The sequence below is a fragment of the Arthrobacter sp. TmtSoilC77 genome (assembly GCF_059739415.1).
Genome location: NZ_AP046050.1, coordinates 1,230,618 through 1,255,397 on the forward strand (window position 1 = coordinate 1,230,618; position 24,780 = coordinate 1,255,397).

31 protein-coding genes are annotated in these 24,780 nt (G+C 62.1%); 18 read left to right on the plus strand and 13 right to left on the minus strand.

From position 1 onward, the window contains the following. Nucleotides 1–321 precede the first annotated feature (321 nt). Complete coding sequence (locus tag AC6I99_RS05750; protein WP_224091308.1) at nt 322–756, plus strand: CBS domain-containing protein; 435 nt, start codon at nt 322–324, stop codon at nt 754–756. A gap of 53 nt (nt 757–809) precedes the next feature. On the opposite strand, the gene AC6I99_RS05755 is transcribed toward AC6I99_RS05750, so the two are convergent. After that, nucleotides 810–1,106 (minus strand): hypothetical protein, encoded by a 297-nt coding sequence (locus tag AC6I99_RS05755; RefSeq protein WP_223936138.1) that lies wholly within the window; start codon nt 1,104–1,106, stop codon nt 810–812. Nucleotides 1,107–1,196: 90 nt separating this feature from the next. On the opposite strand from AC6I99_RS05755, the gene AC6I99_RS05760 reads away from it, so the two are divergent. Next, on the plus strand, nt 1,197–3,674 hold the full coding sequence (locus AC6I99_RS05760; protein ID WP_497960604.1) for a Tex family protein: 2,478 nt from the start codon (nt 1,197–1,199) through the stop codon (nt 3,672–3,674). 92 nt (nt 3,675–3,766) lie between these two features. On the opposite strand, the gene AC6I99_RS05765 is transcribed toward AC6I99_RS05760, so the two are convergent. Together AC6I99_RS05765 and AC6I99_RS05770 are read right to left on the minus strand one after the other, a co-directional pair. After that, the gene (locus tag AC6I99_RS05765) at nt 3,767–4,174 is read right to left on the minus strand and encodes a DUF1622 domain-containing protein (RefSeq protein WP_224093875.1); all 408 of its coding nucleotides are present in this window, start codon (nt 4,172–4,174) and stop codon (nt 3,767–3,769) included. Nucleotides 4,175–4,307: 133 nt separating this feature from the next. Beyond that, the gene (locus AC6I99_RS05770; RefSeq protein WP_224091311.1) at nt 4,308–5,222 is read right to left on the minus strand and encodes an MSMEG_6728 family protein; all 915 of its coding nucleotides are present in this window, start codon (nt 5,220–5,222) and stop codon (nt 4,308–4,310) included. Between the two features lie 82 nt (nt 5,223–5,304). On the opposite strand from AC6I99_RS05770, the gene AC6I99_RS05775 reads away from it, so the two are divergent. From AC6I99_RS05775 to AC6I99_RS05785, 3 genes are all read left to right on the plus strand, one after another. Beyond that, nucleotides 5,305–6,336: an adenosine deaminase gene (locus tag AC6I99_RS05775; RefSeq protein WP_497960606.1), complete on the plus strand. Its 1,032-nt coding sequence runs from the start codon at nt 5,305–5,307 to the stop codon at nt 6,334–6,336. Nucleotides 6,337–6,491: 155 nt separating this feature from the next. Then, nucleotides 6,492–7,325 carry a pullulanase X25 domain-containing protein gene (locus tag AC6I99_RS05780; protein WP_497960607.1) on the plus strand — a complete coding sequence of 278 codons (834 nt, stop codon included), beginning with the start codon at nt 6,492–6,494 and terminating at the stop codon, nt 7,323–7,325. 108 nt (nt 7,326–7,433) lie between these two features. Then, nucleotides 7,434–7,748, plus strand: a complete 315-nt coding sequence (locus AC6I99_RS05785) for an acylphosphatase (RefSeq protein ID WP_224091317.1) — start codon at nt 7,434–7,436, stop codon at nt 7,746–7,748. 9 nt (nt 7,749–7,757) lie between these two features. On the opposite strand, the gene AC6I99_RS05790 is transcribed toward AC6I99_RS05785, so the two are convergent. Genes AC6I99_RS05790 through AC6I99_RS05805 form a run of 4 tightly spaced genes read right to left on the minus strand, consistent with a single transcriptional unit; the run spans nt 7,758 to nt 10,170 of the window. Further along, the gene (locus AC6I99_RS05790; RefSeq protein WP_224166669.1) at nt 7,758–8,150 is read right to left on the minus strand and encodes a type II toxin-antitoxin system VapC family toxin; all 393 of its coding nucleotides are present in this window, start codon (nt 8,148–8,150) and stop codon (nt 7,758–7,760) included. After that, nucleotides 8,147–8,413, minus strand: coding sequence for a type II toxin-antitoxin system Phd/YefM family antitoxin (locus AC6I99_RS05795; protein ID WP_224166670.1), 267 nt, complete (start codon nt 8,411–8,413; stop codon nt 8,147–8,149). Before AC6I99_RS05795 ends, AC6I99_RS05790 begins: the two co-directional genes overlap by 4 nt. Before the next feature lie 58 nt (nt 8,414–8,471). Continuing rightward, nucleotides 8,472–9,374 carry a ribokinase gene (locus AC6I99_RS05800; RefSeq protein ID WP_497960609.1) on the minus strand — a complete coding sequence of 301 codons (903 nt, stop codon included), beginning with the start codon at nt 9,372–9,374 and terminating at the stop codon, nt 8,472–8,474. Between the two features lie 22 nt (nt 9,375–9,396). After that, nucleotides 9,397–10,170, minus strand: a complete 774-nt coding sequence (locus AC6I99_RS05805) for a GntR family transcriptional regulator (RefSeq protein WP_497960611.1) — start codon at nt 10,168–10,170, stop codon at nt 9,397–9,399. 133 nt (nt 10,171–10,303) lie between these two features. Between AC6I99_RS05805 and AC6I99_RS05810 the strand changes: the two genes are divergently transcribed. Then, complete coding sequence (locus AC6I99_RS05810) at nt 10,304–11,734, plus strand: MFS transporter (RefSeq protein WP_497960612.1); 1,431 nt, start codon at nt 10,304–10,306, stop codon at nt 11,732–11,734. A gap of 94 nt (nt 11,735–11,828) precedes the next feature. Further along, nucleotides 11,829–12,827, plus strand: a complete 999-nt coding sequence (locus AC6I99_RS05815) for a nucleoside hydrolase (RefSeq protein ID WP_497960613.1) — start codon at nt 11,829–11,831, stop codon at nt 12,825–12,827. Between the two features lie 85 nt (nt 12,828–12,912). Here the strand turns inward: AC6I99_RS05815 and AC6I99_RS05820 are convergent, their stop codons facing one another. Further along, nucleotides 12,913–13,665, minus strand: coding sequence for an ArsR/SmtB family transcription factor (locus AC6I99_RS05820; protein ID WP_224167469.1), 753 nt, complete (start codon nt 13,663–13,665; stop codon nt 12,913–12,915). Between the two features lie 98 nt (nt 13,666–13,763). On the opposite strand from AC6I99_RS05820, the gene AC6I99_RS05825 reads away from it, so the two are divergent. Beyond that, nucleotides 13,764–14,615 (plus strand): carbohydrate kinase family protein, encoded by an 852-nt coding sequence (locus tag AC6I99_RS05825; protein ID WP_497960615.1) that lies wholly within the window; start codon nt 13,764–13,766, stop codon nt 14,613–14,615. Nucleotides 14,616–14,633: 18 nt separating this feature from the next. On the opposite strand, the gene AC6I99_RS05830 is transcribed toward AC6I99_RS05825, so the two are convergent. From AC6I99_RS05830 to AC6I99_RS05840, 3 genes are all read right to left on the minus strand, one after another. After that, entirely contained in the window at nt 14,634–14,990 is a 357-nt protein-coding gene (locus AC6I99_RS05830) for a hypothetical protein (protein ID WP_497945967.1), read from the minus strand. 135 nt (nt 14,991–15,125) lie between these two features. After that, on the minus strand, nt 15,126–15,557 hold the full coding sequence (locus AC6I99_RS05835) for a VOC family protein (protein ID WP_497945966.1): 432 nt from the start codon (nt 15,555–15,557) through the stop codon (nt 15,126–15,128). A 35-nt stretch (nt 15,558–15,592) separates the two neighbouring features. After that, complete coding sequence (locus tag AC6I99_RS05840) at nt 15,593–16,354, minus strand: SDR family oxidoreductase (RefSeq protein ID WP_497947198.1); 762 nt, start codon at nt 16,352–16,354, stop codon at nt 15,593–15,595. Between the two features lie 168 nt (nt 16,355–16,522). On the opposite strand from AC6I99_RS05840, the gene AC6I99_RS05845 reads away from it, so the two are divergent. The 4 genes from AC6I99_RS05845 (at nt 16,523) to AC6I99_RS05860 (ending at nt 19,056) form a co-directional block, all read left to right on the plus strand. Further along, the gene (locus AC6I99_RS05845; RefSeq protein ID WP_224091340.1) at nt 16,523–17,212 is read left to right on the plus strand and encodes a hypothetical protein; all 690 of its coding nucleotides are present in this window, start codon (nt 16,523–16,525) and stop codon (nt 17,210–17,212) included. A 75-nt stretch (nt 17,213–17,287) separates the two neighbouring features. Further along, nucleotides 17,288–17,416 carry a hypothetical protein gene (locus AC6I99_RS05850; protein ID WP_263433774.1) on the plus strand — a complete coding sequence of 43 codons (129 nt, stop codon included), beginning with the start codon at nt 17,288–17,290 and terminating at the stop codon, nt 17,414–17,416. 147 nt (nt 17,417–17,563) lie between these two features. After that, nucleotides 17,564–17,821: a helix-turn-helix transcriptional regulator gene (locus AC6I99_RS05855; protein WP_224091342.1), complete on the plus strand. Its 258-nt coding sequence runs from the start codon at nt 17,564–17,566 to the stop codon at nt 17,819–17,821. Continuing rightward, nucleotides 17,818–19,056, plus strand: a complete 1,239-nt coding sequence (locus AC6I99_RS05860; protein WP_224091344.1) for a type II toxin-antitoxin system HipA family toxin — start codon at nt 17,818–17,820, stop codon at nt 19,054–19,056. The genes AC6I99_RS05855 and AC6I99_RS05860 overlap by 4 nt, the downstream gene beginning before the upstream one ends. Nucleotides 19,057–19,128: 72 nt before the next feature. Here AC6I99_RS05860 and AC6I99_RS05865 read toward each other — a convergent pair whose 3' ends face one another. After that, on the minus strand, nt 19,129–19,560 hold the full coding sequence (locus AC6I99_RS05865) for a hypothetical protein (RefSeq protein WP_224091345.1): 432 nt from the start codon (nt 19,558–19,560) through the stop codon (nt 19,129–19,131). 271 nt (nt 19,561–19,831) lie between these two features. Here AC6I99_RS05865 and AC6I99_RS05870 point away from each other — a divergent pair, with 271 nt between their 5' ends. Further along, a complete protein-coding gene (locus AC6I99_RS05870; protein WP_224091346.1) occupies nt 19,832–20,569 on the plus strand; it encodes a GAF and ANTAR domain-containing protein in 738 nt (245 codons plus the stop codon). A gap of 27 nt (nt 20,570–20,596) precedes the next feature. On the opposite strand, the gene AC6I99_RS05875 is transcribed toward AC6I99_RS05870, so the two are convergent. Further along, complete coding sequence (locus AC6I99_RS05875) at nt 20,597–21,079, minus strand: hypothetical protein (RefSeq protein WP_224091347.1); 483 nt, start codon at nt 21,077–21,079, stop codon at nt 20,597–20,599. Between the two features lie 212 nt (nt 21,080–21,291). Between AC6I99_RS05875 and AC6I99_RS05880 the strand changes: the two genes are divergently transcribed. The 5 genes from AC6I99_RS05880 (at nt 21,292) to AC6I99_RS05900 (ending at nt 24,759) form a co-directional block, all read left to right on the plus strand. Beyond that, nucleotides 21,292–22,665 carry an MFS transporter gene (locus tag AC6I99_RS05880; protein ID WP_497960617.1) on the plus strand — a complete coding sequence of 458 codons (1,374 nt, stop codon included), beginning with the start codon at nt 21,292–21,294 and terminating at the stop codon, nt 22,663–22,665. Between the two features lie 98 nt (nt 22,666–22,763). Further along, complete coding sequence (locus tag AC6I99_RS05885) at nt 22,764–22,991, plus strand: hypothetical protein (RefSeq protein ID WP_497960619.1); 228 nt, start codon at nt 22,764–22,766, stop codon at nt 22,989–22,991. 45 nt (nt 22,992–23,036) lie between these two features. After that, entirely contained in the window at nt 23,037–23,372 is a 336-nt protein-coding gene (locus AC6I99_RS05890) for an ArsR/SmtB family transcription factor (protein WP_497960620.1), read from the plus strand. A gap of 24 nt (nt 23,373–23,396) precedes the next feature. Then, complete coding sequence (locus AC6I99_RS05895; RefSeq protein ID WP_497960621.1) at nt 23,397–24,377, plus strand: TIGR03086 family metal-binding protein; 981 nt, start codon at nt 23,397–23,399, stop codon at nt 24,375–24,377. A gap of 43 nt (nt 24,378–24,420) precedes the next feature. Then, nucleotides 24,421–24,759 carry a YciI family protein gene (locus AC6I99_RS05900; protein ID WP_224166687.1) on the plus strand — a complete coding sequence of 113 codons (339 nt, stop codon included), beginning with the start codon at nt 24,421–24,423 and terminating at the stop codon, nt 24,757–24,759. Nucleotides 24,760–24,780 lie beyond the last annotated feature (21 nt).

Genomic DNA, 24,780 nt, shown 5'->3' on the forward strand with positions numbered 1-24,780 from the left:
TCTGCAAGCAGTCAATATGCGTTCGCCCATCACGGGATGTACCGGATGGACGGCATGACGGTTCAGGGCGGGGCGATGCAGGTGAGGAGTCCCAAAGGGGTGAAAGTGGCCATGCCCAGAAGCCGTGTGTAACCCAAAACGAGGATACTCCAACGAATGGATTATATCTAGGGAGGCGTCTTAATTTTCTGCCCGGCAACCTGCCGGATCGCCTAGTCAGCCGCAGCCGCCAAGCGTAGGCTGGCAGCATCGGCGTCGGTGCCGAAAGGACCATCCCGGAGGACCCCGCGTCGATGAACCCCATTCGATGAAGGAGGACCCATGAGTGTCGTACGTGAATTCATGACCACAAATGCCCAGTGCATCCCGGAGGACCAGACTCTCCAGGACGCCGCCCGCATGATGAGGGATCTGGACTGCGGTTCACTTCCCATCTGCGGCAATGACGGCAAGCTCACCGGCTTCATCACCGACCGCGACATCGTGGTCAAGTGTCTGGCCGAGGGAAAGGACGCCCGCGAAGTCCGGGCCCGCGACCTCGCCACTGGTAAGCCGTATTGGATTGACGCTGATGCCAATGTTGACGAAGCCATCGCCATGATGGAAGAGCATCAGGTTCGCCGTCTTCCCGTCATCAAGGATCACCAGCTCGTAGGCATCATCAGCCAGGGAGACATTGCCCGCAACCACTACGCAGAACAACGCGTGGGCGAAATGGTGGAGCACATTTCCGCCAAGGAGCATATGTCCCACTAGCGGCCGACCAGCCACAGTAATCCAGGTAATCCAGCCGCCGCGAAGCGCTCCCGTTAGAGGAACGCCTCGCGGCCCGTTCCTTCGCGCAGCACGAGTTCGTCATTTTCTATCGAGACGATCAGGCTCCTGGGTTTGCCAGCGAGCTTTTTCGTTGCGCTGAGCTTTCTGCTTCGGACTTCCACTCCCACTGTGGCGCCTTTCGCCGGCAGCTCCACCGTGATTTCGTCGGCCATTCCCAACAGCATCTTGGTGGACACATCCCGTTCGGACACAGCTTCCTTGCCGTTGACGGTCACGCTTACGTCATCGGAAACAAACCCGTCCTGAAGGATGATGAGCAGTTCCTGCATGGTCCAACTACAGCACTAACAACGCTCCCGGCATAGGCCTTGCGGAGCCCGGACCTGAAAACTGTCGGTCATGTGAGGCAAACTGTCAGGGTGACTCAATCTCTCCAGCACCAGTCAGCCGATTCTGCCATCCATCAACTCATCGCCAACGAACTCGGCGTGAAGGCCTGGCAGGTCAAGGCCGCGGTGGAACTGCTCGACGCCGGATCCACCGTTCCCTTCATCGCCCGCTACCGTAAGGAAGTCACCGGGACGCTCGATGACACCCAGCTGCGTGATCTTGAGGAGCGCCTCCGGTACCTGCGGGAGCTGGAAGAGCGGCGCAAGACAGTCCTGGAAGCGATAGCAGCCCAAGGCAAGCTGACCCCGGAACTGGAAGCCGCCGTCGTGGGTGCTGACACCAAGGCGAGGCTGGAGGATATCTACCTTCCCTTCAAATCCAAGCGCCGCACCAAAGCCCAGATAGCCCGCGAAGCCGGGCTGGAGCCGCTGGCCGACGTCCTGCTCGCCAACCCACAGTTGGACCCCGAAACCGAGGCCGCCAAGTACCTCAACGCCGAGCACTCCATTGAGGACGCATCCGCCGCGCTTGCAGGTGCCCGTGCCATTCTTGTGGAGCGCGTTGCCCAGGATCCTGATCTGGCCGAGGACCTCCGCGAGAGGCTCTGGAAGCAAGGGCGCATGGTCTCCCGGGTCAAGAAGGGCATGGAGGCCGAAGGCCAGAAGTTCAAGGACTACTTCGAGTTCACGCAAGTCCCGTCAGGCATGCCGTCGCACCGGGTGCTCGCCCTGCTGCGGGGTGAAAAGGACGGCGTACTTGAGTTGGACCTGGCCGAAGCAGACCCCGCCGACGACGACGCCCTGGCCGCCGCCCGTAGCCGCTACGAGAACGCTGTGGCCAAGTGCCTCGGGGTCGCCAACCACGGCCGTCCCGCCGATCTCTGGCTCACCCAGACTGCCCAGCTCGCCTGGCGCGGCCGCATTCTGGACCGTCTCACCACGGATCTTCGCGGACGCATGTTTGCAGATGCCGAGGATGAGGCTGTCCGCGTGTTCGCCGCAAACCTGCGCGACGTGTTGCTCGCTGCGCCTGCAGGCAATCGCTCCACGCTCGGCCTGGACCCGGGACTCCGCACGGGAGTCAAGGTGGCAGTGGTGGACGGCACGGGCAAGGTGGTTGCCACGGACACCATCTATCCCCACGCGCCGGCAAAGAAGTGGGACGAGGCTTTGGCCACCCTCGGACGCCTCGCAAAGCAGTACAACGTGGAACTCGTGGCAATCGGCAACGGCACGGCGTCGCGGGAAACGGACAAGCTGGCCACCGAGCTCATCAAATCCCTCGAAGCCGCGGGTTCCAAGGGTGTCCAGAAACTCGTTGTTTCCGAGGCCGGTGCTTCCGTGTACTCGGCATCGGCCCTCGCAGCTTCCGAGCTCCCCGGTATGGACGTTTCACTCCGTGGTGCGGTCTCCATTGCCCGTCGGCTTCAGGATCCCCTGGCCGAACTGGTGAAGATCGAGCCGAAATCCATCGGCGTGGGCCAGTACCAGCACGATGTCACCGCTGCCAAGCTGGACCGCTCACTGGATGCCGTGGTGGAAGACTGCGTGAACGCCGTGGGGGTGGACGTGAATACGGCGTCCCCTGCCCTGCTGAGTCGAGTGGCCGGCGTCGGGCCTTTGCTGAGCGAAAACATTGTGGCGTACCGCAATGAGAATGGCCCGTTCGCCAAGCGGAGCGACCTCAAGAAGGTACCGCGACTGGGCGCGAAGGCGTTCGAACAGTGCGCCGGCTTCCTTCGGATCACCGGGGGAGCGGAGCCGTTGGATGCTTCCAGCGTGCACCCCGAGGCCTACTCCGTTGCGCGCAAGATCCTCGTCGCGGCTGGCGGCGGACCCACCACTTCACTGGATCCGCAGGCATTCGTGGACGGCACGTTCGGACTGCCCACCGTCAAGGACATCATGTCCGAGCTCGAGAAGCCGGGCCGCGACCCCCGTCCCGCGTTCAAGGCGGCGTCATTCTCGGAGGGGATTGAAAAGATCTCCGACCTCAAGCCGGGCATGATCCTGGAAGGCACCGTCACCAATGTTGCCGCTTTCGGTGCTTTTGTGGATGTCGGAGTGCACCAGGACGGGCTGGTCCATGTGTCCGCGCTGTCCAACAAATTCGTCTCGGACCCCCGCGAGATCGTGAAATCCGGTCAGGTGGTGCGGGTCAAGGTGCTTGAGGCCGATCCCGAGCGCAAGCGCATCTCCCTGACCTTGAGGCTCGACGACGAACCCGGCACTGCGGGCGGCCGGCATTCCGGTGGACGTTCCTCGGGTGGAGGCAACCCCGGTGCGCGGGATGCTGGAGGCCAGCGCTCGAGTGGGCAGTCCAATCAGCGCGGCGGCGGCCAGCCCGGTCAGCGAGGTGGCGGGCAGCCAGGCCAACGTTCGGGTGGTCCGCGGGGTAGTGGGCAGCCGGGCCAGGGTGATCGTCGCCAGGGCAAACCCCAGCAGTCTGAAGCTCCAGCCAACACAGCCATGGCCGAAGCACTTCGTCGGGCTGGGCTCGGGAAGTAGCCGGCGACCAATGTCCGATGGACGGCACCCCCTAACGGACTATTCACCACCGCGTGCGCTGGTGAATAGTCCGTTAGTGGGTGACAAGTGGGCTAGGGGGTTGCTGAGGGCGTCGGCTCCCGCAGGTGGGCATCGCCGTCGTGCTCTTTTTCCTTCTGCCACGGCCAACGGCCAGTGATCTCCAGCTCGAGGGAGAAACTGAGGAATGTCCGGATCAGCACGATGATCGCCAGGACGCCCACGCTCTCGAACGTAGGGGTTACTGCGACTGTGCGGATGATGTCGGCTGCCACCAGGAGTTCCAGGCCCAACAGGATGGACCGTCCCAGCAACTGCCGGTAAGCGCGATAAGGCGAGAACGGCGCGAGGCCGCTGGCTCGTTTGGGCTGGTAGCCGCGCAGGGCAAGCGGAATCGAAACGAGCGCTCCAACAACCATGACGGCCACGCCGGCAAAGTCCATGTACCGGCCAACTACTTCGATGATGTGCTGGAAATCCATGGTCCTCCCCGGGTGGTGCGCGCCGTGTGCCTCCACCGTCTCATACGGCGCCACGAAATCGACCCATAACAACGACGGCGGCACGTGGTTCCGCGTAAAAACGAAACCCACGTGCCGCCGTCGCGCGTTGGTGTTACTGTGCCGGTGCGGGGACCGGGAAGAAGACCCGGGGATCCTGCAGCAGTGCCGGGTAATCGAAATCGGTGCGTTTGACCACGTCGGTGACTTCGAAGTTGCGGGCGAACTTGCCCTCAACCGTGATCGGCCGTCCATGGATCAGGCCGACAGCGAAGATCTGGCCGTCATCGAACGGAACGGCGATCTCGGTCTTGCCGGGAAGCGTATTGAAGGCCGCTTCCTGGGCTTGGCGTTTCCGGGTGGGTTTCTTCTCCAGCACCTTGGCAGGACGCTTCTTGGGGCCCTTGAGTTGGCGGCGGGACTTCTCTTCCGCGTACACGAATTGGTACTCGTCGGATTCCGGAGCTGCGGCAGCCTTGGCCTTGCCATGCGGCGGCATGCTCACGGTGGTGAGCTGTTCCGGGCGGAGGTCCTCCACGTTGGCGCGCAGGATCCAGAGACGGTCCTCTTCAGGGTCTTCGGGGTGGAACTCGTGCTTGGGCTCGGGCCAGATGTATTCCAGTTTCTCTTCGACGCCCGGGAAGAGCGGTCCGTAGAACTTGGGGTCTTTCCCAAGGAGCTTGGAACGGTGGCTGAGGTGCAGGTCCTCGTAGCCCAGCCATGGCGGCATGATGATCCTGGAGGCGTAGTCCGGGTGCGCGGCCTGGGGTGCGAACTCCGCGATGTTGTTGCGGGTGTTGTCCGGGTGGCCGCGCTGGATCCACTCGTCGGCCATCGCCAGGCCATACATGGTGAGCGCGGGGACGTGGCCCATCCACATACGGACGGCGGGGTGCTGCTGCCAACCGTACTCCGGGATGACCAGTGCGCGGAGGACCTGGAGGGCTTCGACGCGCTGTTTGCCGAGCCTTGAGGTGTCGAGCGCCGCGGCGCTCTCACGGAAATCGGCGAAAGGGAGGAAAGTCTGCATCCTTTCAGTTTGGGGGTCCCGCGGCGAAGAACCAAGTTGAGTGCTCCGGGACACGTGCACGGATGGGGCCTAGAGTTGTCGAGTGGAAACTTTTGGCGAGAAAACGACGACGACGGCGCCCCCGGTTGCCGAACTGCACCTGCACATCGAAGGGACTCTCCAGCCAGAGCTGATCTTTGCCCTGGCCGAACGCAACGGCATTGAACTGCCGTATGAAGACATCGAAGAACTGCGTGAGAAGTACGAATTTACGGATCTGCAGTCCTTCCTTGACCTGTACTACGAGAACATGGCCGTCCTGCAGACCGAGCAGGACTTCACTGACATGACCCGCGCCTACCTTCAGCGCGCCGCGGCCGGGGGAGTGCGCCACGCGGAAATCATGATGGATCCCCAGGCACACGTGTCCAGGGGTGTGCCGCTTGAGGTGTGCGTCAACGGTGTCGCGAATGCGCTGGCGACCTCGGAGGAAGACTTCGGCGTTTCGACGCTCCTGATTGCAGCGTTCCTCAGGGACATGTCCCAGGAATCCGCACTCGATGTGTTGGACCAGTTGCTCGCGATGCACGCCCCTATAGTCGGCATCGGGCTGGACTCGGCAGAGGTGGGCAACCCGCCGTCGAAGTTTGAGCGCTTGTTCCAGCGTGCCGGTGAGGCCGGGTTGCGCAGGATCGCCCACGCGGGCGAGGAAGGGCCGGCCGCCTACATCACCGAGGCGCTGGACGTGCTGCACGTGGAGCGGATCGATCACGGTATCCGCTGCATGGAAGACACGGAGGTGGTGCAGCGGCTGGTCGCGGAGCAGGTGCCCCTGACTGTTTGCCCGCTATCCAACGTTCGTTTGCGTGCGGTGGACAAGCTGGCTGATCACCCACTGCCGGAGATGCTTGCCATCGGTTTGAACGTTTGCGTGAACTCGGATGACCCTGCCTACTTTGGCGGCTATGTGGACGACAACTTCGAGCAGTTGGCCAAGGTCCTTGAGTTCTCGGTTCCGGAGCAGGCCACTTTGGCGGCAAACTCGATCCGATCCTCGTTCGCCAGCGACGCCCGGAAAGCCGTATTGCTGGATGAAGTGACCGAGTGGGTCAAGGCGTCTGCGCCTGCCCAATAAACCCTGAATTGGCGCTGGAGGCGAGACTCGTCGATCACTTCCGGCCCTCGGAATGTCATACTCGGTCACGACACACGGTGTTTACCAATATCAGTCGCGCGAATTAACAATTCATTGGCAAACTGCAAGGGATTATCCACCGTAGAAGGAGAAGCATGGGCGCGAACACCGCCGAGAACACCAACCTTCGTCTGAAGGCCGTACTGGACATCCTCGCTGAGGGCGTATGGTCTGGAGCCACGCTGAACGCAGGGGAAGTCCTGGCAGAGGCCATCGGACGCGTTCCTTTCAACGATCATGAGGCTGAACTTCTCAGTGGGGGCATTCCCCGCGGCCACAAAACCCTGACGTCGGCTTCGGCCAAGCTGGTCAAGGCCGGCTGGCTGGTCAAGGGACGTTCGGGCTGGACCATCCCGGAAGACGGCTTGCGGGCGACGGTCGCCTTCCCTGACGTTTCGGCTTTTGCAGAGGCCCTCGACGCCGGAACACCGGTACCAGCCGATGTTCCCGTGCCTACGGCCCCTCCCGCCAAGGCCAAGACGAAGCGTGCGGCAACGTCGAAGAAGGCTGCAGCTCCGAAGGCTGCCGCTACCAAGGCTGCCGCTACCAAGGCTGCGCCGGCCGCGAAGAAGGCTGCCACTCGTAAGGCTCCTTCGAAGGCAGCGGCGGCTCCCGCCGTCGAGACCCTGCCGCAGCCGGACGCCGTGGCGATCGCCGGTGACTTCAACAAAATCCTGGGCGCTCCCGAAGACTGGGCTCCCCAGTACGACGAAGTCCAGATGGAGTTCAACCCGCTGGTCCAGGTCTGGACCCTGACCGGAGACCTGCCGGCCGGTTTCTATACCTACAAGATCGCGCTGAACCGTTCGTGGGACGAGAACTATGGTGCGTTCGGCGTCCGTGACGGCGCCAACCACGAGCTAAACCACGACGGCGGCCCTGTCACGTTCACGTACAGCCACGCAACGCACGACATCGTGACGGCCTAGTTCCAGGCTCCTCCAAGTCCCAACTCCAAATTTGCTCCAAGTTGGAGTTGGGACTTGGAGAAACGGGTCGTCCTGACGCGGGATGATTCGCGGGGTTACATTAGGTCCATGGCTGAGTCCCCAGAAACGCACGCCGGTCCTGCCAACGATGCTGTGAGGCTCACGGCTCGCGTGAGCGGCGTGGTCCAAGGCGTCGGATTCCGGTACTGGACCGCGCGCAAAGCGGACGAACTCCTCCTCACCGGTACGGTCCGCAACCGTTACGACGGCTCTGTGGAACTCGTCGCCGAGGGATCCACGGCGCATGTTGGCCGCTTCCTGGACTGGCTTAACTCACCACGGGCTCCAGGCAGGGTGGAGAACGTGGAATCAGACGTTTCCCCGGCGACGGGGGAGTTCGACGAGTTCCGGATAGTGGGCTAAACCCTTTGGTCAGGCCCCGGGAGACGACGTTGTGAGTCCAGACTCCACTCCTGCCAGCAGCAGTTCCTGGTCGTAGGCGACCAGACTGTCGACTTGGAGCCTGATGGCTGTAGCAAGGTGGATTGCATCAGCGCTCCGAAGTCGTCTGGGCGAGGCCGCGGCATACATGAGGTCCGAGCGCGTCACGTCGACCAGATTAATACCTGCGAGGACGCTATTAACCACTTCGAACGGCAGGTCCCTACGACGGGCGGCGCAATGGAGTTCCGTATATAAGAGCATTGAGGCAACAAGCTGCCCTCCGGCAGCAGTTATGTCCGAAAGGTGAGCGGCTGCCATAGCTGACTCACGCTCTTCCACTACGAGTTTTAGTACGGCTGAAGTGTCAACATAAACGATCACCGATCCCCCCGCAGATCCGCCAAAATCCCGGCAGTATCCATCTCACTGGCACCACGCGGAAGAATCTTGAAGTCGACGGGACTCGTGGTGGCTGGCCGCACGCTGCCAGCTTGCAGCAAGCGTTCAAACGGCGAAGCCGACGGCGGAATCAGCGTTGCGGCAACTTCACCATTATTGGTGACATCGATGATTTCGCCGTTCTTTACCCGCTCCAGGATCTTGCTGCTCTGATTGCGTAGTTCACGGTGCGGAATTGTTGTCATGGTTGACCTCCGTAGCAATCGTAGCACCTCCCCGCAGGAAGCCGCTGGACTGCACAGCTCAGGCGGTCTGCGCAGTATGTCCTGTCGCCTCGATGTAGTGCGCCAACGTCTTCAACGCAGGCTGTGACGAAGCATCCCGCACAGCGTCCGCACCTACGGCGTTGGCCACAGCCAGGGCATGGCTGTGCTCAAGTCCGGAGCGAAGGGCCAGGACCAGCGCGGCGCAGAAGGCATCGCCAGCTCCGATGGTGTTGGCGATGTCCGTGACCCGAACCGCAGGAGCTTCGGCTACCCGTTCGCCGTGCTCGAAGATCGCCGAGCCCTCGCCGCCATACGTCACCGCAACAAGGGGTGCCGTGCGAAGGGCAGGGATCAGGGCGTACTCGGTTTCATTGACGATCACCAGGTCGCAGCGTTCCAGGAGTTCCGGGAGGATGGGCGCGGCGGGTGCCGCGTTGAGGGCAAAGTAGCCATTGGTTCGCCGGGCGGCTTCCAGCACCACGCTCTGGTCCACTTCAAGTTGGCACAGCACGGCTTCCTCGTCGGCGAAGGAGACTCCATGCACTGACACTTCCCCATTCGCGCCGGGGCACACAACGATCTGGTTCTCGCCATCGCCGTCCACCAGGACCAGCGCCGTGCCCGTCGCAGCATCCACCTGCGCGATGTCCTGGACGTCGACGCCGGCACTCGCCATTGCTTCGAGGAGGCTGCGGCCTGCTTCGTCCCGGCCTACTGCCCCCACCATGCGGGAGGCGCCGGCGAGCCGGGCTGCAGCCACGGCCTGGTTGGCGCCCTTGCCGCCGGGCTGCTGGCGGAGGACGGCCCCGCCGACGGTTTCGCCCGGCGTCGGGAGGCGGTCTGCGGTAGCGGTGATGTCGAGGTTGATGCTGCCCACGACGGTGAGTGCGGTGCTCGCGGGAGTCAAAATGGGCGCAGAAGACTGAGGGGAGGAGCTCATGGATGGACCTTTTCGGGAGGATTCAGGAGGACTGGATGACGGAGAGGTGGCCGGCCTTGGCGGCCACGAGGCATTTGGCCAGGTAGAACGGAGACCCGTTGCGGCGGACGTACTGAGTTAGGACCAGGACCGGCTCGGACGGGCGATGGTCCAGCAACTTGGCGCGGCTGGGACCGGCGGTGCTCAGGCTGATTTCGCATTCGCCAGGTCCAAGTGACGCCCCCGGAAGCCCGCTGAGGACCTCCAGGAGGGTGGAAGCCGAAAGGGTGGGAGCTTCCGCCGCTTCTGAGAGTGCCTCGGCCTCGGGGATTCCCTGGGCGACGTTTTCCTGCAGGTGTGCCACGGGCTCGCCATTGCGGATCAGCACGCTTTCCCAAAACCAGCAGTCTTCGCCGGGCTGAACGCCGATTCCGGGCGCCACGAATTCCGAGGCAGGCTGTTTGATCGCCGCAACGCGCTTGACCTGGATGTCCTGTTCAGAGCCGCCAAGGAGTTGATCGAACGGGCGGATGTGTTCGATGCCGATCCGTGGCAGCGAATCGGCCACGAATCGTCCGACTCCACGCCGTGCCCTGGTGAGTCCGTCTTCCTCCAGCAGCATCAGCGCTTCCCGGATCACGGTGCGGCTGACGTCCATCATGACGCCCAGCTCGGTCTCGGTGGGGAGCAGCGAGCCGGGAGGGAGGAGCTTGGTCCTGATTGCCTCGGCTATGCGTGAGTATGCCGCAACGCGCAAAGGCTGGCCGGGTTGCGGCGCAATGGGTCGGGACAGGAACTGGACGGCATTGTCGGTCAAGGGTGCCTCACTTGGTTTGGTTACGGACACTGTACCGGAAAAATGTGATAGGTTGCACAAGCTCGTAATACATGCTTGTATAACAACTCACATCTCGTTGCGCCGCACGCGCCCTCGGACAAAGGAGTTTGATGTGAATATCCCCAACACCGCGGTAGAGGCGCAGCCTTCCGAAACCGCAGAAGCGACGCCGGACACCCGCCCCGGCGGTCGTGCTGCAGTCCTGCTGATCACCACGCTGGTTCTCGCCGTATTGTCGTTCCAGCTCAACGCCAGCATGATCACTCCGGCACTCCCGCACATCGGTTCCTTCTTTGGCGAGACGCCCGAGGCCGTGGCGCAGGTGCAGTCCATGTTCTTCCTTGCGGGCGCCATCTCCGGACCCGTGATTGGACGCTGGAGCGATTTCATCGGCCGCCGCACCGCATTGCTCTTGGTCCTGGCCATCATGGGCGCTGGAACTGTGCTGTGCATCTTCGCCCCGAACCTGCCGCTGTTGGTCACTGGTCGCTTCATGCAGGGTGTCTCGAGTGCCATCTTCGCGCTCTCCTACATCGTGCTCAATGAATACCTGCCGGCCCGACTCTTCGGCACGTCCATCGGCATCATCGCTGCCATCAACGGCGGTGTGGGCGGTGTTGATGGCTACTTCGGTGGACTGATGGCTGAAACGCTTGGCTTCCAGTCGATCTTCGTTGCCGTGCTCGCCCTGGCCGCGATCGCCGTCGTTTGCGTCATCAAAGTAGTCCCGGGCGGGAAGTCCGCTGTGGCTCCGGGACGGATGGACTGGTGGGGTGCAGGCTCGCTGTCCGTGTTCCTCGTGTTCATCACGTACTTCGTTTCTACAGGTTCTTCGGCCGGTTGGACCTCCCCTGCCGCGCTTGGCCTGCTCGCTGGTAGCATCGCGTCCTTCACCGCATTCTGGCTCATCGAGAAGAAGCGCTCCACGCCGCTGGTCGCAGTCCACCACCTCCGTTCGCGCCAGGTATGGCCGGTCATCGCCACCACCGTGCTGACCCTCGCTGGCATCTTCGCGATCATCAACTTCACCGTGGTGCTTCTCAGCCAGGACAAGGACAACGGCTTCGGTTTGTCGGCCTCGGTCGCAGCATTGCTGTTCCTGACTCCGGCAGCCCTGATCGGCGTGTTCGCGGCCCCGCTCGCCGGCTGGATTGCCGACCGCCGCGGCTGGATCAAGACGCTCCGCGTCGGTACAGCCACCAGCCTTGCCTGCGCCATCGCGGCTGCCCTTTTCGCCGACAACCAAGTAGCCGTCCTTATCGCCATTGCAGCCCTGGGCATTTTCTACAACGGCTTCTTCCTTACTGCGATCAACGGTCTGTCCGTCCTGCTCTCGCCCAAGGAAGCGCCGGCTGCCCTGCCGGGAATCAACGGCGCCTCCTTCGGCATCGGGGCGAGCCTCGGCGTCGTGGTTGTTGCCCCGTTCGCTGGTCAGGGCACCGCAGCCGGGTACTCGGCGGCGCTCTGGATCTCGGTATCCATCACCGTCCTCGCCTTCCTTGTCAGCCTGTTCATCACGGCACCCAAGGGCGAAAAGATCTAACGCCCGACGGCGGCACGCGACACCGCGCGTTCGCCACGTTCCTCTTCAGACGCCCCTCTTCACAACTGCCCGCATCATCCTGAAACGAGAGACCATGATCCAGACCACCGCAGCTCCCTTCTACCTCGACTGCGATACGGGAATCGACGACGCCCTCGCCCTCGCCTACCTGCTCGCAACCCCGCGGGCGGAACTCGTTGGCATCGGCACCGTGAGCGGCAATATCAGCGCCGCCGGTGGTGCCCGTAACACCCTGGACCTACTGAAACTGGCCGGGCATCCGGACATCCCCGTGGCGATCGGTGCGCATGATCCGCAGGTCGGCAGCTTCCACGGCGGTGCACCGCACGTCCATGGCGACAACGGAATCGGCGGGGTGGAGCTGGTTCCGTCGGATCGTGAGCCCGTTGAGGCGACTGCTGCTGAGCTGCTGGTGCAGCTGGCACACAAGCATGCCGGGGGGCTGCGTATCGTGGCGATCGGTCCGCTGACCAACATCGCCGAAGCACTCCGGCTGGAGCCGAAGCTGCCGGAGCTCATTGCTGAAATTACCATCATGGGCGGCGCCGCCTTGGCCCCGGGAAACATCACTCCCGTTGCTGAAGCCAACATCGCCAACGACCCCGAGGCTGCGGCCGAAGTACTCGCCGCCGAGTGGAACGTGACCCTGGTTCCGCTGGACGTCACCATGACCAACGTCCTGGAGGAAACCCACCGCCAGGAGCTGCTGGCATCCGAGCACTCCGTTTCGAAGGCACTGGGCGAAATGCTTGGCTACTACTTCGGCTTCTATGTGGACATCTTCGGGCGGGCTTGCTCAGCGATGCACGATCCCCTGGCCGCTGCCATTGCCGTCAGGGGAGTGGAGTTGACGGTGGCGCCGACCGTTCGCGTGGAGGTGGACACAACAAACGGTCCCAGCCGCGGACAGACCGTGTGCGACCTCCGTGGACAGTACCTCGGGTTCCCCGACCAGCGTGGTGCGCGTTGCCGCGTGGTGCTGGAAATTGGCGAAGACTTCGCCCCGCACCTGCTGGGCACCATGCAGGCAGCCTGGCTCTCCGAAGAGGAGCTCACCGCTCCCGTCGCCTAACTGGCGGGGGCAACAAGTAGCGACGACGACGGCGGGAAGGTCCCGCCGTCGTCGGGGTTTAAGCCGTTCTCATGGTTTAACGTGCCTAGGCGTACATGAGCGAGCCGGGCGTTGTCAGCGTTTCGCCTGTCTCGAGCCACGTCTTGAGCCCGGAGAGGATCATGGGCCAGCCGCCGTACAGCTGCTCGTTGGCGCCTTCGCGGAGCTGATCGTGGGTAACGGTGAGGTGGCAGGAATCGCCTACGGGTTCGATTTCCCAGGTGATCCGCGACGTTCCTTCAGCTTTGACGTCCTCGCCCCACAGCGCTTGCATCGTCTGGACCAGCCGCCGCGGGGGATCGACCTCGATGTTCTCGCCTTCGCCCAGGGGCTCCTCCGCTTTGACGTTCCGCATTTCAAACCGGCCGCCGGGAGTCCAGTCAGCCGTGAACGTGTTCCCGAACTGGTACTTGCTGCGGATTTCGCTGTTGGTGATGGCTTCCCAGAGCCGTTCCGGCGTGGTCTTGATGTAAATCTCGAAGATCTTTTCCATGGGACTTTCCAATCTGGATTTGAGGTCGCTGAGTGCAGCGGCCCATGGTTCTGCGTATTTGCTCACCCAGCGGTCATGGATGAGCCTGATGGGGACGGGGTTCAGGAAATGCAGCTTTTCACGTCCTCGGCGGCGCGTGACCACCAGTCCGGCATCCTCCAACAGTTTGAGGTGCTTGGCGATGCCGAAGCGGGTCATCTCGAACCGGGCTCCGAGTGCGGAGGCGGATTGCCCGTCCTCCCGGAAGAGTTCGTCGAGCAGTTCCCGCCGGGTGGGGTCTGCCAGTGCCTTGAACACGGCGTCCATGGGTTCAGAATAGGTGACCATTTAGTCACGTGTCAACGGTTTTGGACTTGCCGTCTTGTTTCCGCGGACAGGGTCCTGGACCGTGCTTGGATAGTCGCATGCCTGCTACTCCGAGCGTTGCCGTCTGCGGCCCGGCCTCGTGGAACCAGCTCATCCTCCTGGATCACCTCCCCGAGCCCGTCCCGCACATGCAGTTCGCGCGACGCGCCTGGGAGACAGTCGGCGGAACGTCGGCGGGGAAAGCGGTGCACCTTGCGGACCTGGGCATCGGCGTGCGGTTGTGCTCCCCACTTGGAGCGGACGACGACGGCGGGCGGGTCCTCCGCGCACTCACCACCGCCGGCGTCACGGTAGAAAAGATTGCCTCCGAGCGCACTGAGCGCCACGTCAACCTCATGACCGACGACGGCAGCCGGGTATCGCTCTACGTCTCGGTGCCTTCCACCCCCGCCGAGGAGGATCTCGCGACGGCGGCCGTCGCCGTGGCTGCAGCTGATCTTGCCGTTATTGACCTCAGTGAATTTGGGGTGCTGCTGCTGGAGCGCGAAGAGGTTCACCAGACGCCTTTATGGGTGGACCTTCATGATTACGACGGAACCTCGGCGTTCCATGAGCCGTTCCTGAGTGCGGCCGGGGTGGTGTTCATGAATGACGACAGGACAGATGATCCCTGGGCGCTGATGCATTCCTGCCTTGCACGCGGGCCCCGGTTGGCCGTGTGTACTCTCGGTGCAGAAGGTGCTGTCGCCTTGGAAGCTGACGGTACTCAACATGAGATTCCAGCCGTTCCCGCGAACGTGGTGGATACGAACGGCGCCGGCGATGCGTTCATGGCCGGCTTCCTCGCTGCGACCCTGCGCGGCGCACCGGTTTTTGATGCCCTCGAGGCGGGGGCGGTTCAAGCCCGCGTCGCGATTGAGAGTGAGCATCTGCATCCGGTGCTGGGGTAGTGAACTTAACGACCGTCACTATGGTTCGGTCTTGCTATCCCCGTGAACCGCGCGGATCCCACCCGGCTCCTTCACGAGCACGTCGGCCCCCTCTTTGGCCGTCATGACTGCCTCCAGCAAGTGGATGCTAAACAACCTCAAGGACGCTTCCTCAACAGAGACGTCCGGCCACAAAGCATCCCTATCCGACTCGGGCAGTTGAATGCGATCCCACAGCTCATCCGGCTGAATCGGCATCCTGAAAGGCCTGGAGCTTCCACGGTCATCGGTAAAGACAATCTCGAATTGCCGGTCGACTTCGTTGAAATTGGCCGTCAGCTCGCGGTCGTTCATTTTCGATAGCAGGGCAATTAGGCGCTCAGCTGGGGTAGTCATCAAGCTCGTCCTCGAAGGCTCATGGGCAGGATATGCCGCAATATTTCGCTCGTTTCAGGGCCCGAGGCGAAGGGTTTGGTACGGCCCGGGCGTCGTGTTTGATGACGTCGTCAGCGAAGGTCGGCGGGAAGACGCTCATCCGAAAACCACCGTGCCGTCGTCGTCGATTCTCCAGCCCGGGTTGTGCGCGATTTCCCAGATGATGCCGTTCGGATCCTTGACGTGGCCGTGGAAAATGCCCCCGAAAGCGCTGGACTGGGCAGGCTTCAGCAGGGTTGCGCCGGCAGATACCAGTTGCTCGATGGTGCTGGAAACTTCGGCTGCGGAATCGACGTTGTGCGAGAGCGTTACGCCGCTGACACCGTCGTGTTGGGCGCTGCCGGCCAGGTCCTGGTCGAACTTTTCCGCATCGAATAACCCGAGCACCAACCCCGGTCCAACCTGGAAGAAGATAATCTCCCTAGGCACGTCCATGAGCGGATCCCAACCGAGCCCGTCCTTGTAGAACGAACGGGCACGGTCGAGATCCGCGGTGGCAAACGTGATGAAGTGCAGTCGCTGGTCCATACGGCCATGCTAGCGACAGGGTACGACGGCGGGACTTAGCTCAGGTGCTGACGGGCGCCGTTGAGGTGGGAAGCCGGCGCTGCGAAGAGAGCAGAGACATGGTCGCCTAGCTCGTTGACGTGGGTGTAGCCCGGAAACTTGCGGTGCGGAGCAGCTGCCTTCATGGCATCGTCAAGGAGCGCCTTGACCACGAACACCACTGCGGCCGACGTCTGTTCTTTGGGTTCAGTCTTGTGGCCGGACTGGGCTGCCTCGAAGCCGTCTGCGACACCGAGAACCCATGCTTCGGAGGCGGCCTTAATTGCGGCATAGCTGGCGCCCGACGCTGTGGGCTTTGCCGCAGCGACAGCCGAAACAATGGCCAGGCGTCCACGCGGCGATGCTTCCAAATCGGAGTAGAACGCGCGCGAGGTGTTGCGGAGGGTCGTCATGATGCTGGTGTGCAGGACGTCCCAGTCCGCGTCCTTTTGGCCAACGATTCCTTCGCCGCCACGCCATCCGCCCACAAGGTGGATAAGACCATCCACGGATCCGAACTCACTCCTGACGGAACCTGCCAGGGCCTCTACCGATTCGGGGTCCGAAAGGTTGCAGGTGTACGGCACCACACCTTCGTGGGAGGCCGCGAGTACTTCAAGGCGGGCAGCGTCAAGATCCACGGCGGCCACACGGGCTCCAGCAGCAACCAGCGAGCCGACCACGGCTTGACCCGCGGCACTGGTGGATCCCGCAACGACGACGTTGAGGGGCTGAGTGGATGGGGTGCCGGATGCCACGTCGTTGTGGTCATTCGTGATTGGCAATGTGTGTCCTTCCAAAGGAAAAAGTGGTCAGAAGGAGCCTACCTAGTGATGAAGCTGACTTATCAATAAACGGCCTGAGCATAAGAATCTCTCATGCTCGCGTAGCTTTGACTCTGTCTGAGCGCACGGACGAGGTTGGCTCGGAAGTGGGAGGATGAATCTGTGGAACCCCTCTTCGACTTCCTGGGCAGTTACTGGTGGCTCATTTTCCCTATCGGCGGGATGGCCGGCGGGTGGGCAAGGTCATGGTCCAAAGCCAGCGAAGAGCGCCATCGCCGCAAGGTGGAGTTGTACAAGCTGAAGAACCAGCTTGCGGTGCACGAGCAAGCCAACCAGGCCGAGGTTGTCTCGTTGATGGCAACTCACGATGCCGTGAACCATAAATGGTTGGACTACGAGCTGGACGTTGGGAAGCTCATCGACTACCCGCTGATGACTGACGTCCGCGAACCTCTGACTGTCGCATTCCTCCGAGCCAAAAAGGAAGCGGACGGACTGCGGCCAGCCGCGGCAAAGGACATAACGACGCCGGCTCGGCTGGCTGAGTATCGGGCCGCCGTCCACAGCTTCGAACTCGCTTTCGATGTGGCCGAACGCGAAGCCAGGCGCATCAAGGACAGCAACTTCACTGGCCCGGAACGTCAAAGACTGGCAACGGCGCGGAAGCTGCTGCGTATTGCAGAAGACTCCGCAGCTACCCCGGCAGAACGTCAAACGGCGTACAAGCGTGCGCGCAAGGAACTCGATGGCCTGATCGTCCTTCCGGAGGCGACCGTTGCTGCCCTCGAAGGCAGAATCGCTGGAATGCTCGGCGCGCGGCAAGACCCTGACACGGACGCACGGATCGCTTGACGGGGACAGCGTCTTCGCTTTCTGACCTTCTTTGAATCCCGGGCGGCCGTCTTGCATGGGCAGCCCGTGGTGCAGATGGCTGAGACGGCTATGCGGGCGCTGCTTCGGCATCTTGAAGGCGACGAGGAGTTGCCGCAGCGGATCGAGCTCGGAACGGAGCTTGTGGTGCGGGGTTCCACCGCGGCCCCACGTCCGGGCAAGTAGCCCTAACGTCTGTTTTCGGTTTCAAAGCCCTGCCTCGGGAGAGCGGCCTGGGGGCACGACTATGTCCCAGATATTGAACAACAGACCGCTCATCAGTAAATGTTCATTATCATCAACATTTCTTGAAAGGGCCGATATGGTGAATATATGCAACATTCTGAGGAGACGCCCTTCTTTCGAGCTATTGATGCCAAGTCCTTTGGAGCGGCTATCCGTGGTGCCCGTCAAGAACGCGGATTGACCCAGGGTGAGCTGGCCACGGCCATCAAGGCCAGTCGGCACACAATTGTGCGCCTGGAGCAGGGCGAGAATGTCTCCTTGGAGACGGCCATGGCCGCCGTGCGAACGCTAATGCGGGACGTTGCTTTAATTCCACGCTTCGCAAGACTGGACGTGAAGAGGTGAATGCAGGGAAGCGTCTGGCGGTTTGGCTCCATGGGCGACACATCGCCTGGCTGACGGGCACATCGATGCGGCCCAAACTGGAGTATCTTCCTGAGGTTGTCGCCGAGTACGGCGCGGGGGCGGCACTACTCTCCCTGTCCCTACCACTCCGGCGGGAAGCGATGGTGGGGCCTGAGGTCTACAACTTCTTCGACGGACTGCTGCCCGAAGGTCAGGTCCGGGCGCATCTTGCGTCCATGGCAAAGTCTTCCACCACTGACATTAAGGCGCTCTTGGCGAAGGTGGGTGCCGACTGCGCTGGAGCGGTCCAAGTACTGCCGGAAGGGGTGGATCCCTCGGGCGTTGGCGGGCTGCTCGAAATGTCGGACGCGGAAGTCGTAGCCGCCGTTGAGTCCCTTCCCACCTGGGACCTACCGGACGACTTTGCCATCTCAACATCGCTGGGAGGTGTTCAGTCCAAGGTTCTGCTAACTCGGCAAGGTGACAAGTGGTGTTGGCCAGCCAATGGAGCGGGCTCAACCCACATCATAAAGCCGGACCCCCTGGATTCCCCCATTCCACATCTCCTTGCCGCAGAGCACTGGGCGCTGGAGCTGGCCAGTACTGCTGGATTGGCATCAGCAAAAACATGGATCCAGCATTTCGGAAGTCGGGATGCATTGATTGTTGAGCGGTATGACCGTACGGCCGAAAGCGTCCGAATTCACCAGGAGGACTTTACCCAGTTGTTAGGCCTCTCCTCGGCGGCGAAGTATGACCAATCGACCACCGCGCCTTCGCGCTTGACCAAGGTTGTCGAAGTGGCGGCATTTCACTCAAGAAGTCCTGAGGTTTTCATGACTGATTTGCTGAAAGTGGTTACCTTCAACGTCCTCATTGGCAACGGCGAAGCGCACTCAAAGAACTATTCCATCCTCATTGGCGAATCAGGTGAAGTTACTCTAGCGCCCGTGTACGACGCGGCGCCCACCTTGTTGCTGTACGCGCGTAGCTCGAACGCCGGTCACTCCATCGCGGGGCAGGCGCGGCTCAACTACATCACGCTTGATCACCTGCGGCGGGAAGCTGCAGCCTGGGGTCTGGATATGGACGTTGCGCGTGGAGTCATCGAGGAAACCGTGAAGGCTCTCGCGCAGGCCGGGGTTCCTGCACCGCAAGCAATCCAACACTTGCCTGACCTTATAGCCAGACGTGCCGACGACCTTTTGGCGGGCAAGTCGGCCAGGCGGGAGTAGCAAGTCGGCCAGGCGGGAGTAGGTGCCCACACGGCGATTGGTCGTTGACGTCCCGGGCGTGGTGCTTTCGTCTCAGCCCCGGCCCATGCTCGTCGATGGGTCCTGGTCACCCTCGGACGGGTCTGCCCGGAGTTCGTCCGGGGTTCCATCAGGCAGGCCTGCGGGTCCGGGGACGTCGCCGGATGCGGCGGGTACGTCGCGGTCGCCTTCCCGGTCCTGGTTCATGTCGCTGTCTGTTACTCCGGCAGTGCGGGCCGAGGGTTCCTCGTGGGCCTCGCCGTCGCCAGCCACAGCGAACGAGCGGCCCGACGTTCCCTGCGCCTGCTCTTCAGGCGTGTCCGAGTCCATTGCGTTGGAACCTTCGCTGATGGAGGAGTGGACATGGATGTCGTCGTCCTTCTCGTTTGGCTCCGGAACCTGCCCTTTGTCAACGGGATCGGACGTGCCGGCCAGGTCTTCCATCGCGTTTTCGGCGGCTTTACGGATGCTGTCTTCAACGCCCATCAGAATTCTCCTTTGCACGAATGGGTCCGGTGGCCGGACTCGAATAATAAAGTAAGCCTACTTACTTTCTGTTCGATGTGACACCCTGCCCGGATTGACAAAGTGGGCCCCGGTTTGATTCATGTATCTGCAGGTCAGCGCATGTCGTGCCGCACTTTGTACCGTTGAACGTTGGGCGATATGGTGTCTTCAGACCGTTTTGCAGAGGGCGGCAATATTCGCTCCTTTGCTGTCTGCTGGGGACGCTTTTCAGTCAGTAGGAACGTGCCACATGGTCAACCCCCGCCCCGAGCAGGAAGCTCTCCAGAACGGATATTTTCTGGATCTGGTCCTGGGCAGTGAAGACGTCGAGGCTTTTCTCGGCGATCTCGCTTCTTTCTCGGCAGAGAGCCTCTCTCACCGCAAGTCTCCTGTTTATTGCGGCATTACAGTCCTTCGTCGCAAGAAGTCGGCCACGGCCGCAAGCAGTGATGACCGTGCCCGCGTCATGGACGAACTCCAAAACACCTTCGAAGGCCCTTGTCTTACGGCCATGGACAAGCTGACCTCCGTATTGGTCCCGGATCTTCTTCGCGAACACCGTTGGCCGGAGTATGTTCAGGCCGCCTCCCATCAGGGGCTTCGCTCCATCCTGAGCGTGCCGCTGCTGGTCGAGGGGGATACCCGCGCTGCCCTGAACCTCTACTCAGAGCGGACCAATGCATTCAGTGACGATGATGTGGAACGCGCCGAAGTATTCGCATCGCACGCTTCGAAGTCACTGCGGCTCGCCTTGAAGATCGCGCAACTGAGCGATGCGCGGAATGACCTTGCAGCTGCGATGCAGTCTCGCACGGTGATCGACCTCGCGGTGGGTGCGATCATGGCGCAGAACCACTGCAGCCAGGAAGAGGCCTTCACCATCCTGCGGACTGCCTCCAGCAATCGGAACATCAAGCTGCGGCATTTGGCCCAATCGATCATCGCTGCCGTGTCCTCGGGGAGGATTACGACGCACTTCGAGGAGTAGGGGGACGACGAGTTTGGGGGTGGTGTTTCACCCCACCCGCGTCCACGGATTGGCTGTATTGACTGCCTTGCACGGGACGCAGTCTCCGGAAACGTGTTTCAACACAAGCATCTTGCCTTCGACGGCCCACTCATATATCTCTTGGGCCGGCTGACCCTTCGCAATTGTCATTCGATTGCCATCAGTGGACCACGTGTCTTCAACATGCGCATTCGCGGGTGCCGGGCAGTCTGGCAGGGGCTTCTGATCAATCGCGAATTTGCCATCTTCCTTGAATTCCCAGCTGAACGTCCCAGTGTTGTCACACAAGAATTCCTGCTTGAAATCGGGAACCACCCGTAGGGCATCTTCCTTCGTGACTGTGGAAGCCCATGTTCCGACCAATGCATGTTTTTGGTCCGGTGTGGCTGCTGGTGCACAGGATGAAAGCAGGATGGTGACCAGAATCGCAACGGTGATTCCGGCTGTGGAGATCGCAGTTTCCTTGGCGGCGCGTGTCCCGTGCTTCATGATTGCTCCGCTCCTCCGCGTCGCCAATTTGTCTCGAGCCCAGTCAGACGCAGATTTTCTTGGAAAGAACGCTACTCCCGACGGTTCCATGGCACCAGAGCCTGCATTGACGTGAGTGCAGCCGCCATACTGGTTGCCCTCAGACGGTCTTCTCTGTCCGCCCCGCGAACGTGTTTCGTAACCCGAAGCAACTATGGAGCAGACTTGGGTGGGTGACGACGAATAGACCCCGGCCCGGCCTCGCCATTGCTGCGCTGAGCCTTGGGACGGCGCTGAACCCGCTGAACTCGTCGATGATCGCGGTCGCGCTGGTAGTGCTGCGGCAGGATTTCGCGCTGGACGTCGCCACCGTTACCTGGGTGATCACGTCGTTCTACCTCGCTTCCGCGGCCGGCCAGCCGCTCATGGGCAGGCTCGCTGACCGCTTCGGCCCCCGCCGCTTGTTCACTTTCGGCATGGCTCTGGTCGCCGTCACCTGCGCCATCGCGCCGTTCCTTCCCAACTTCGCTTTGGTGTGTGTGGCCCGCGCGCTGATGGCGGTAGGGACCGCGACGGCCTATCCCTCGGCCGTCGTGATGGTCACCGAACTGAGTAAGCTCGCTAACTTACCGTCCACGCGGCCGCTGGGCCGGATCCAGATGGCAAACACGTCGGCCGCTGCTGTGGGTCCGGTGGTCGGCGGATTGTTGGTGAGTTTGGTCGGTTGGCAGGCGCTGTTCGCTATCAATGTGCCAATCGCGCTGGTTGCCCTCATTGTGGTGCACAAGGCTGCGCCGGCCGACTCCGGACGGGAAACGGGCAGGCTGTCGGCTCTGATCCGCGACTCCGACATCCCCGGCATCCTCGCATTCGTCACGTCACTCATGCTCGCGATGATGGCGTTACTGAACGTGATGCCGGCCTACCGTTGGTGGCTCTTGGCCGCTGCGACTGTGATCGGCGCGCTTTTCGCCTGGCGCGAGCTGCGCTTCCGCCCGCCGTTCCTTGACCTCCGCCTGCTGGGCAGGAACCGGCCACTGTTGCTGGTGTACTTGCTGTTCGTGGTGTTCAGCGGCGTCTACTACTTTGCCTTCTTCGGACTGCCGCAATTGCTGCAGGAGGCAGGTCATTACGACGCCGGTGTAGTAGGCCTGCTCATGCTGCCCCTTGCGGCGTTGTCGGTTGTGGTGACGCCACTGACGGTGCGGCTGATGGAGCGTTTCGGCGTGCGTTCCGTCCTGATCACCGGTGTGCTGATTCTGACTGTTGCCGCGGTGGGGCTTGGCGCGCTGACGTTGTCTCTGTGGGCACCTTTGGTGTTCGTGCTGACCGCACTGATGGGCATTCCCTATGGGATGGTGAGCACGGCCTCGAACCAGGGGCTCTACGTTTCTGCCCGCCCGGAAGAACGAGGTGTAGCGGCCGGGATCTTCCAGACCTGCCGGTACCTTGGCGCGATCACTGCAACCGTGCTGATCGGCGTTCTGTATGGCTCGGGTGTGAATCAAGCGAACTGGGGACTCATGGTCCTGGTGATGCTGGGCCTGAACGTGCTGGTGTTGGTGCTCGCCGTGATGTGGCGGAAGCCCACCGCGGACACGCGATAAAACAACTGACCCAAAGAATCGGGCCTTCCGCGACACGTTCCGGCATTCACTCGTACTCACCACTGCAATAGTTACGCCCCGGATTGCAGGAGAAGTAGATGCTTGGACTCGAAAATACCCCGGAAATTCCCAGTGGCTCGCCAGCGCCCGAATTGTGGCTGCTGCTGGTCACCGTTGCCATTCTTGTGACCCTGGTGGCTCTCGCCGCAGTGGTCGTTTCCCGTTTGGCGTTGCCACTCTCTGCCTTGTTGCAACGAGGACGGCGTGGAAGGGGGCCGCGGCATCGCAGCTCCCGCAAGCGGGAGCTGCCCCGGGGAAGGCACTAGCCACATGCCTTGCTTAATACGTTAGCGGCCACTAACGTATTATTTGTGTTGGATGCCCTGGAGATAGCTGCCGAGCCCAATCGGCGTCGGCTGCTTCATCTCCTGGCGGGCAGCGAGAAGGCGGTCAGTGATTTGGCGGCTCATTTCGAGGTCAGCCGGTCCGCGGTTTCACAGCACCTGTTGTTGTTGGAGAAAGCGGGCCTGGTGATGGCCCGCAAGGAAGGGAGAAACCGGTACTACAGGCTCGATCCCCAGGGGATGGGCCGGCTCCGTGATCTTGTTTCCCAGTTCTGGACCAACGAACTGGACCTGCTGGCTTCCGATGCTGCCGCTCTTGCCCAACGGCGGGGGCACCAGCATCAGCAACACCCAGACCACTAGTAACTTCCAAAGGCGAGGACGCACATGAGTTTCGAAAAAACCATCCACCTGCCGGTCACAGCCGACGAGGCCTTCGCCCTCATCACCCAGCCCGAGCGACTGCGGCGCTGGCAAACGGTCGCAGCCCGCGTTGACCTCAGGATCGGTGGGGATTTCCGCTGGACCGTTACCCCCGGCCACCATGCCGCCGGAACGTTCCAGGAAATCGAACCGGGCAAGCGCGTCGTCTTCACGTGGGGCTGGGAAGGCGGGGGCGATCTGCCTCCGGGTGCCTCCACCATCAGCATCACCTTGGAACCGGATGCCGACGGAACGTCCCTGCGGTTGCTGCATGAAGGGCTCACCGAGGAGCAGGAGACAGCCCATGCGATGGGCTGGAACCACTACCTGGATCGTCTGCTGGTTGAGGCTTCATCGAAGGACGGCGCTGGCCGCGACGACTGGGCATGGGCACCTGATCCCATCAACCAGCTGAGCTCAGCTGATGCGTCCTTGGCGATCCTCCTTGGCGTGCTTCGCAACGTCACTCCCGGGGACACAGCGAAAGCTACGCCCTGCGAGGAGTTCAACGTCAGCGAGTTGCTGGACCACTTGGCCGGATCGCTGAAGGGCATCGGCCGTGCGCTCGGTGCAGCACCCGTGGACCGCGCGGACGCGTCGCCCGAGGTGCGGATCGCTGAATTGGCCCAGCCCGCGCTGGAAGCCTTCAGCAAGCGCGGTCTTGAGGGAACCGTAGACATGAAGTTCGCCGAATTGCCGGCAACCACGGTCGCCGGGATCCTGAACCTCGAACTGCTCGTCCACGCCTGGGACTTCGCCAAGGCGACGGGACAGCAAGTGGAGGTGTCCGACGTCGTCAGCGATTACGTGACGGAACTTGCCCGGCAGACCATCTCCGAGCAGGTCCGCTCCGGCGGCAGCTTCGCGCCAGAGCAGCCGACGGCGGAGACAGCCAGCAGCCTGGAACGGCTCGTAGCCTTCACCGGCCGCACAGTCACCCTGTAAACCTCCTTAACCCCAAAACAAACAGCAGGAAAGAAGGACCATCATGTCCAAGTATGTTTTCATCTACCACGCACCGATGACCCCCGCAGAGGCAGCCCCGCCGTCACCGGATGACATGGCAGCCGTCATGGGGGAGTGGAATGCGTGGGGTGCCAAGGTGGGCGATCGCCTGGTGGACTTCGGCACGCCGCTGGCCAACGGAGTCCGCGTGGCCTCCGACGGCAGCACGTCGCCCAGCAAGCGTGAAGTGGCCGGCTACAGCATCCTCGAAGCCGACAACCTCGACGCCGCAGTCGAGCTCGCCAAAGTCCACCCGCACCTGAACATGCCCGGTGGCTGTGAGATCGAAGTCCACGAGGCGCAGGAAATCCCTGGAATGTAGCTCGCGTTCCTCAGCGATTGG

What these genes read in the sequence shown, in the direction of transcription:
- AC6I99_RS05750 (WP_224091308.1), top strand. Translation starts at nt 322, where the DNA reads ATGAGTGTCGTACGTGAATTCATGACCACAAATGCCCAGTGCATCCCG.
- AC6I99_RS05755 (WP_223936138.1), bottom strand. Translation starts at nt 1,106, where the DNA reads ATGCAGGAACTGCTCATCATCCTTCAGGACGGGTTTGTTTCCGATGAC.
- AC6I99_RS05765 (WP_224093875.1), bottom strand. Translation starts at nt 4,174, where the DNA reads ATGGATTTCCAGCACATCATCGAAGTAGTTGGCCGGTACATGGACTTT.
- AC6I99_RS05770 (WP_224091311.1), bottom strand. Translation starts at nt 5,222, where the DNA reads ATGCAGACTTTCCTCCCTTTCGCCGATTTCCGTGAGAGCGCCGCGGCG.
- AC6I99_RS05780 (WP_497960607.1), top strand. Translation starts at nt 6,492, where the DNA reads ATGGGCGCGAACACCGCCGAGAACACCAACCTTCGTCTGAAGGCCGTA.
- AC6I99_RS05785 (WP_224091317.1), top strand. Translation starts at nt 7,434, where the DNA reads ATGGCTGAGTCCCCAGAAACGCACGCCGGTCCTGCCAACGATGCTGTG.
- AC6I99_RS05795 (WP_224166670.1), bottom strand. Translation starts at nt 8,413, where the DNA reads ATGACAACAATTCCGCACCGTGAACTACGCAATCAGAGCAGCAAGATC.
- AC6I99_RS05800 (WP_497960609.1), bottom strand. Translation starts at nt 9,374, where the DNA reads ATGAGCTCCTCCCCTCAGTCTTCTGCGCCCATTTTGACTCCCGCGAGC.
- AC6I99_RS05815 (WP_497960613.1), top strand. Translation starts at nt 11,829, where the DNA reads ATGATCCAGACCACCGCAGCTCCCTTCTACCTCGACTGCGATACGGGA.
- AC6I99_RS05820 (WP_224167469.1), bottom strand. Translation starts at nt 13,665, where the DNA reads ATGGACGCCGTGTTCAAGGCACTGGCAGACCCCACCCGGCGGGAACTG.
- AC6I99_RS05825 (WP_497960615.1), top strand. Translation starts at nt 13,764, where the DNA reads ATGCCTGCTACTCCGAGCGTTGCCGTCTGCGGCCCGGCCTCGTGGAAC.
- AC6I99_RS05830 (WP_497945967.1), bottom strand. Translation starts at nt 14,990, where the DNA reads ATGACTACCCCAGCTGAGCGCCTAATTGCCCTGCTATCGAAAATGAAC.
- AC6I99_RS05835 (WP_497945966.1), bottom strand. Translation starts at nt 15,557, where the DNA reads ATGGACCAGCGACTGCACTTCATCACGTTTGCCACCGCGGATCTCGAC.
- AC6I99_RS05850 (WP_263433774.1), top strand. Translation starts at nt 17,288, where the DNA reads ATGGCTGAGACGGCTATGCGGGCGCTGCTTCGGCATCTTGAAGGCGAC.
- AC6I99_RS05855 (WP_224091342.1), top strand. Translation starts at nt 17,564, where the DNA reads ATGCAACATTCTGAGGAGACGCCCTTCTTTCGAGCTATTGATGCCAAG.
- AC6I99_RS05865 (WP_224091345.1), bottom strand. Translation starts at nt 19,560, where the DNA reads ATGGGCGTTGAAGACAGCATCCGTAAAGCCGCCGAAAACGCGATGGAA.
- AC6I99_RS05870 (WP_224091346.1), top strand. Translation starts at nt 19,832, where the DNA reads ATGGTCAACCCCCGCCCCGAGCAGGAAGCTCTCCAGAACGGATATTTT.
- AC6I99_RS05875 (WP_224091347.1), bottom strand. Translation starts at nt 21,079, where the DNA reads ATGAAGCACGGGACACGCGCCGCCAAGGAAACTGCGATCTCCACAGCC.
- AC6I99_RS05885 (WP_497960619.1), top strand. Translation starts at nt 22,764, where the DNA reads ATGCTTGGACTCGAAAATACCCCGGAAATTCCCAGTGGCTCGCCAGCG.
- AC6I99_RS05895 (WP_497960621.1), top strand. Translation starts at nt 23,397, where the DNA reads ATGAGTTTCGAAAAAACCATCCACCTGCCGGTCACAGCCGACGAGGCC.
- AC6I99_RS05900 (WP_224166687.1), top strand. Translation starts at nt 24,421, where the DNA reads ATGTCCAAGTATGTTTTCATCTACCACGCACCGATGACCCCCGCAGAG.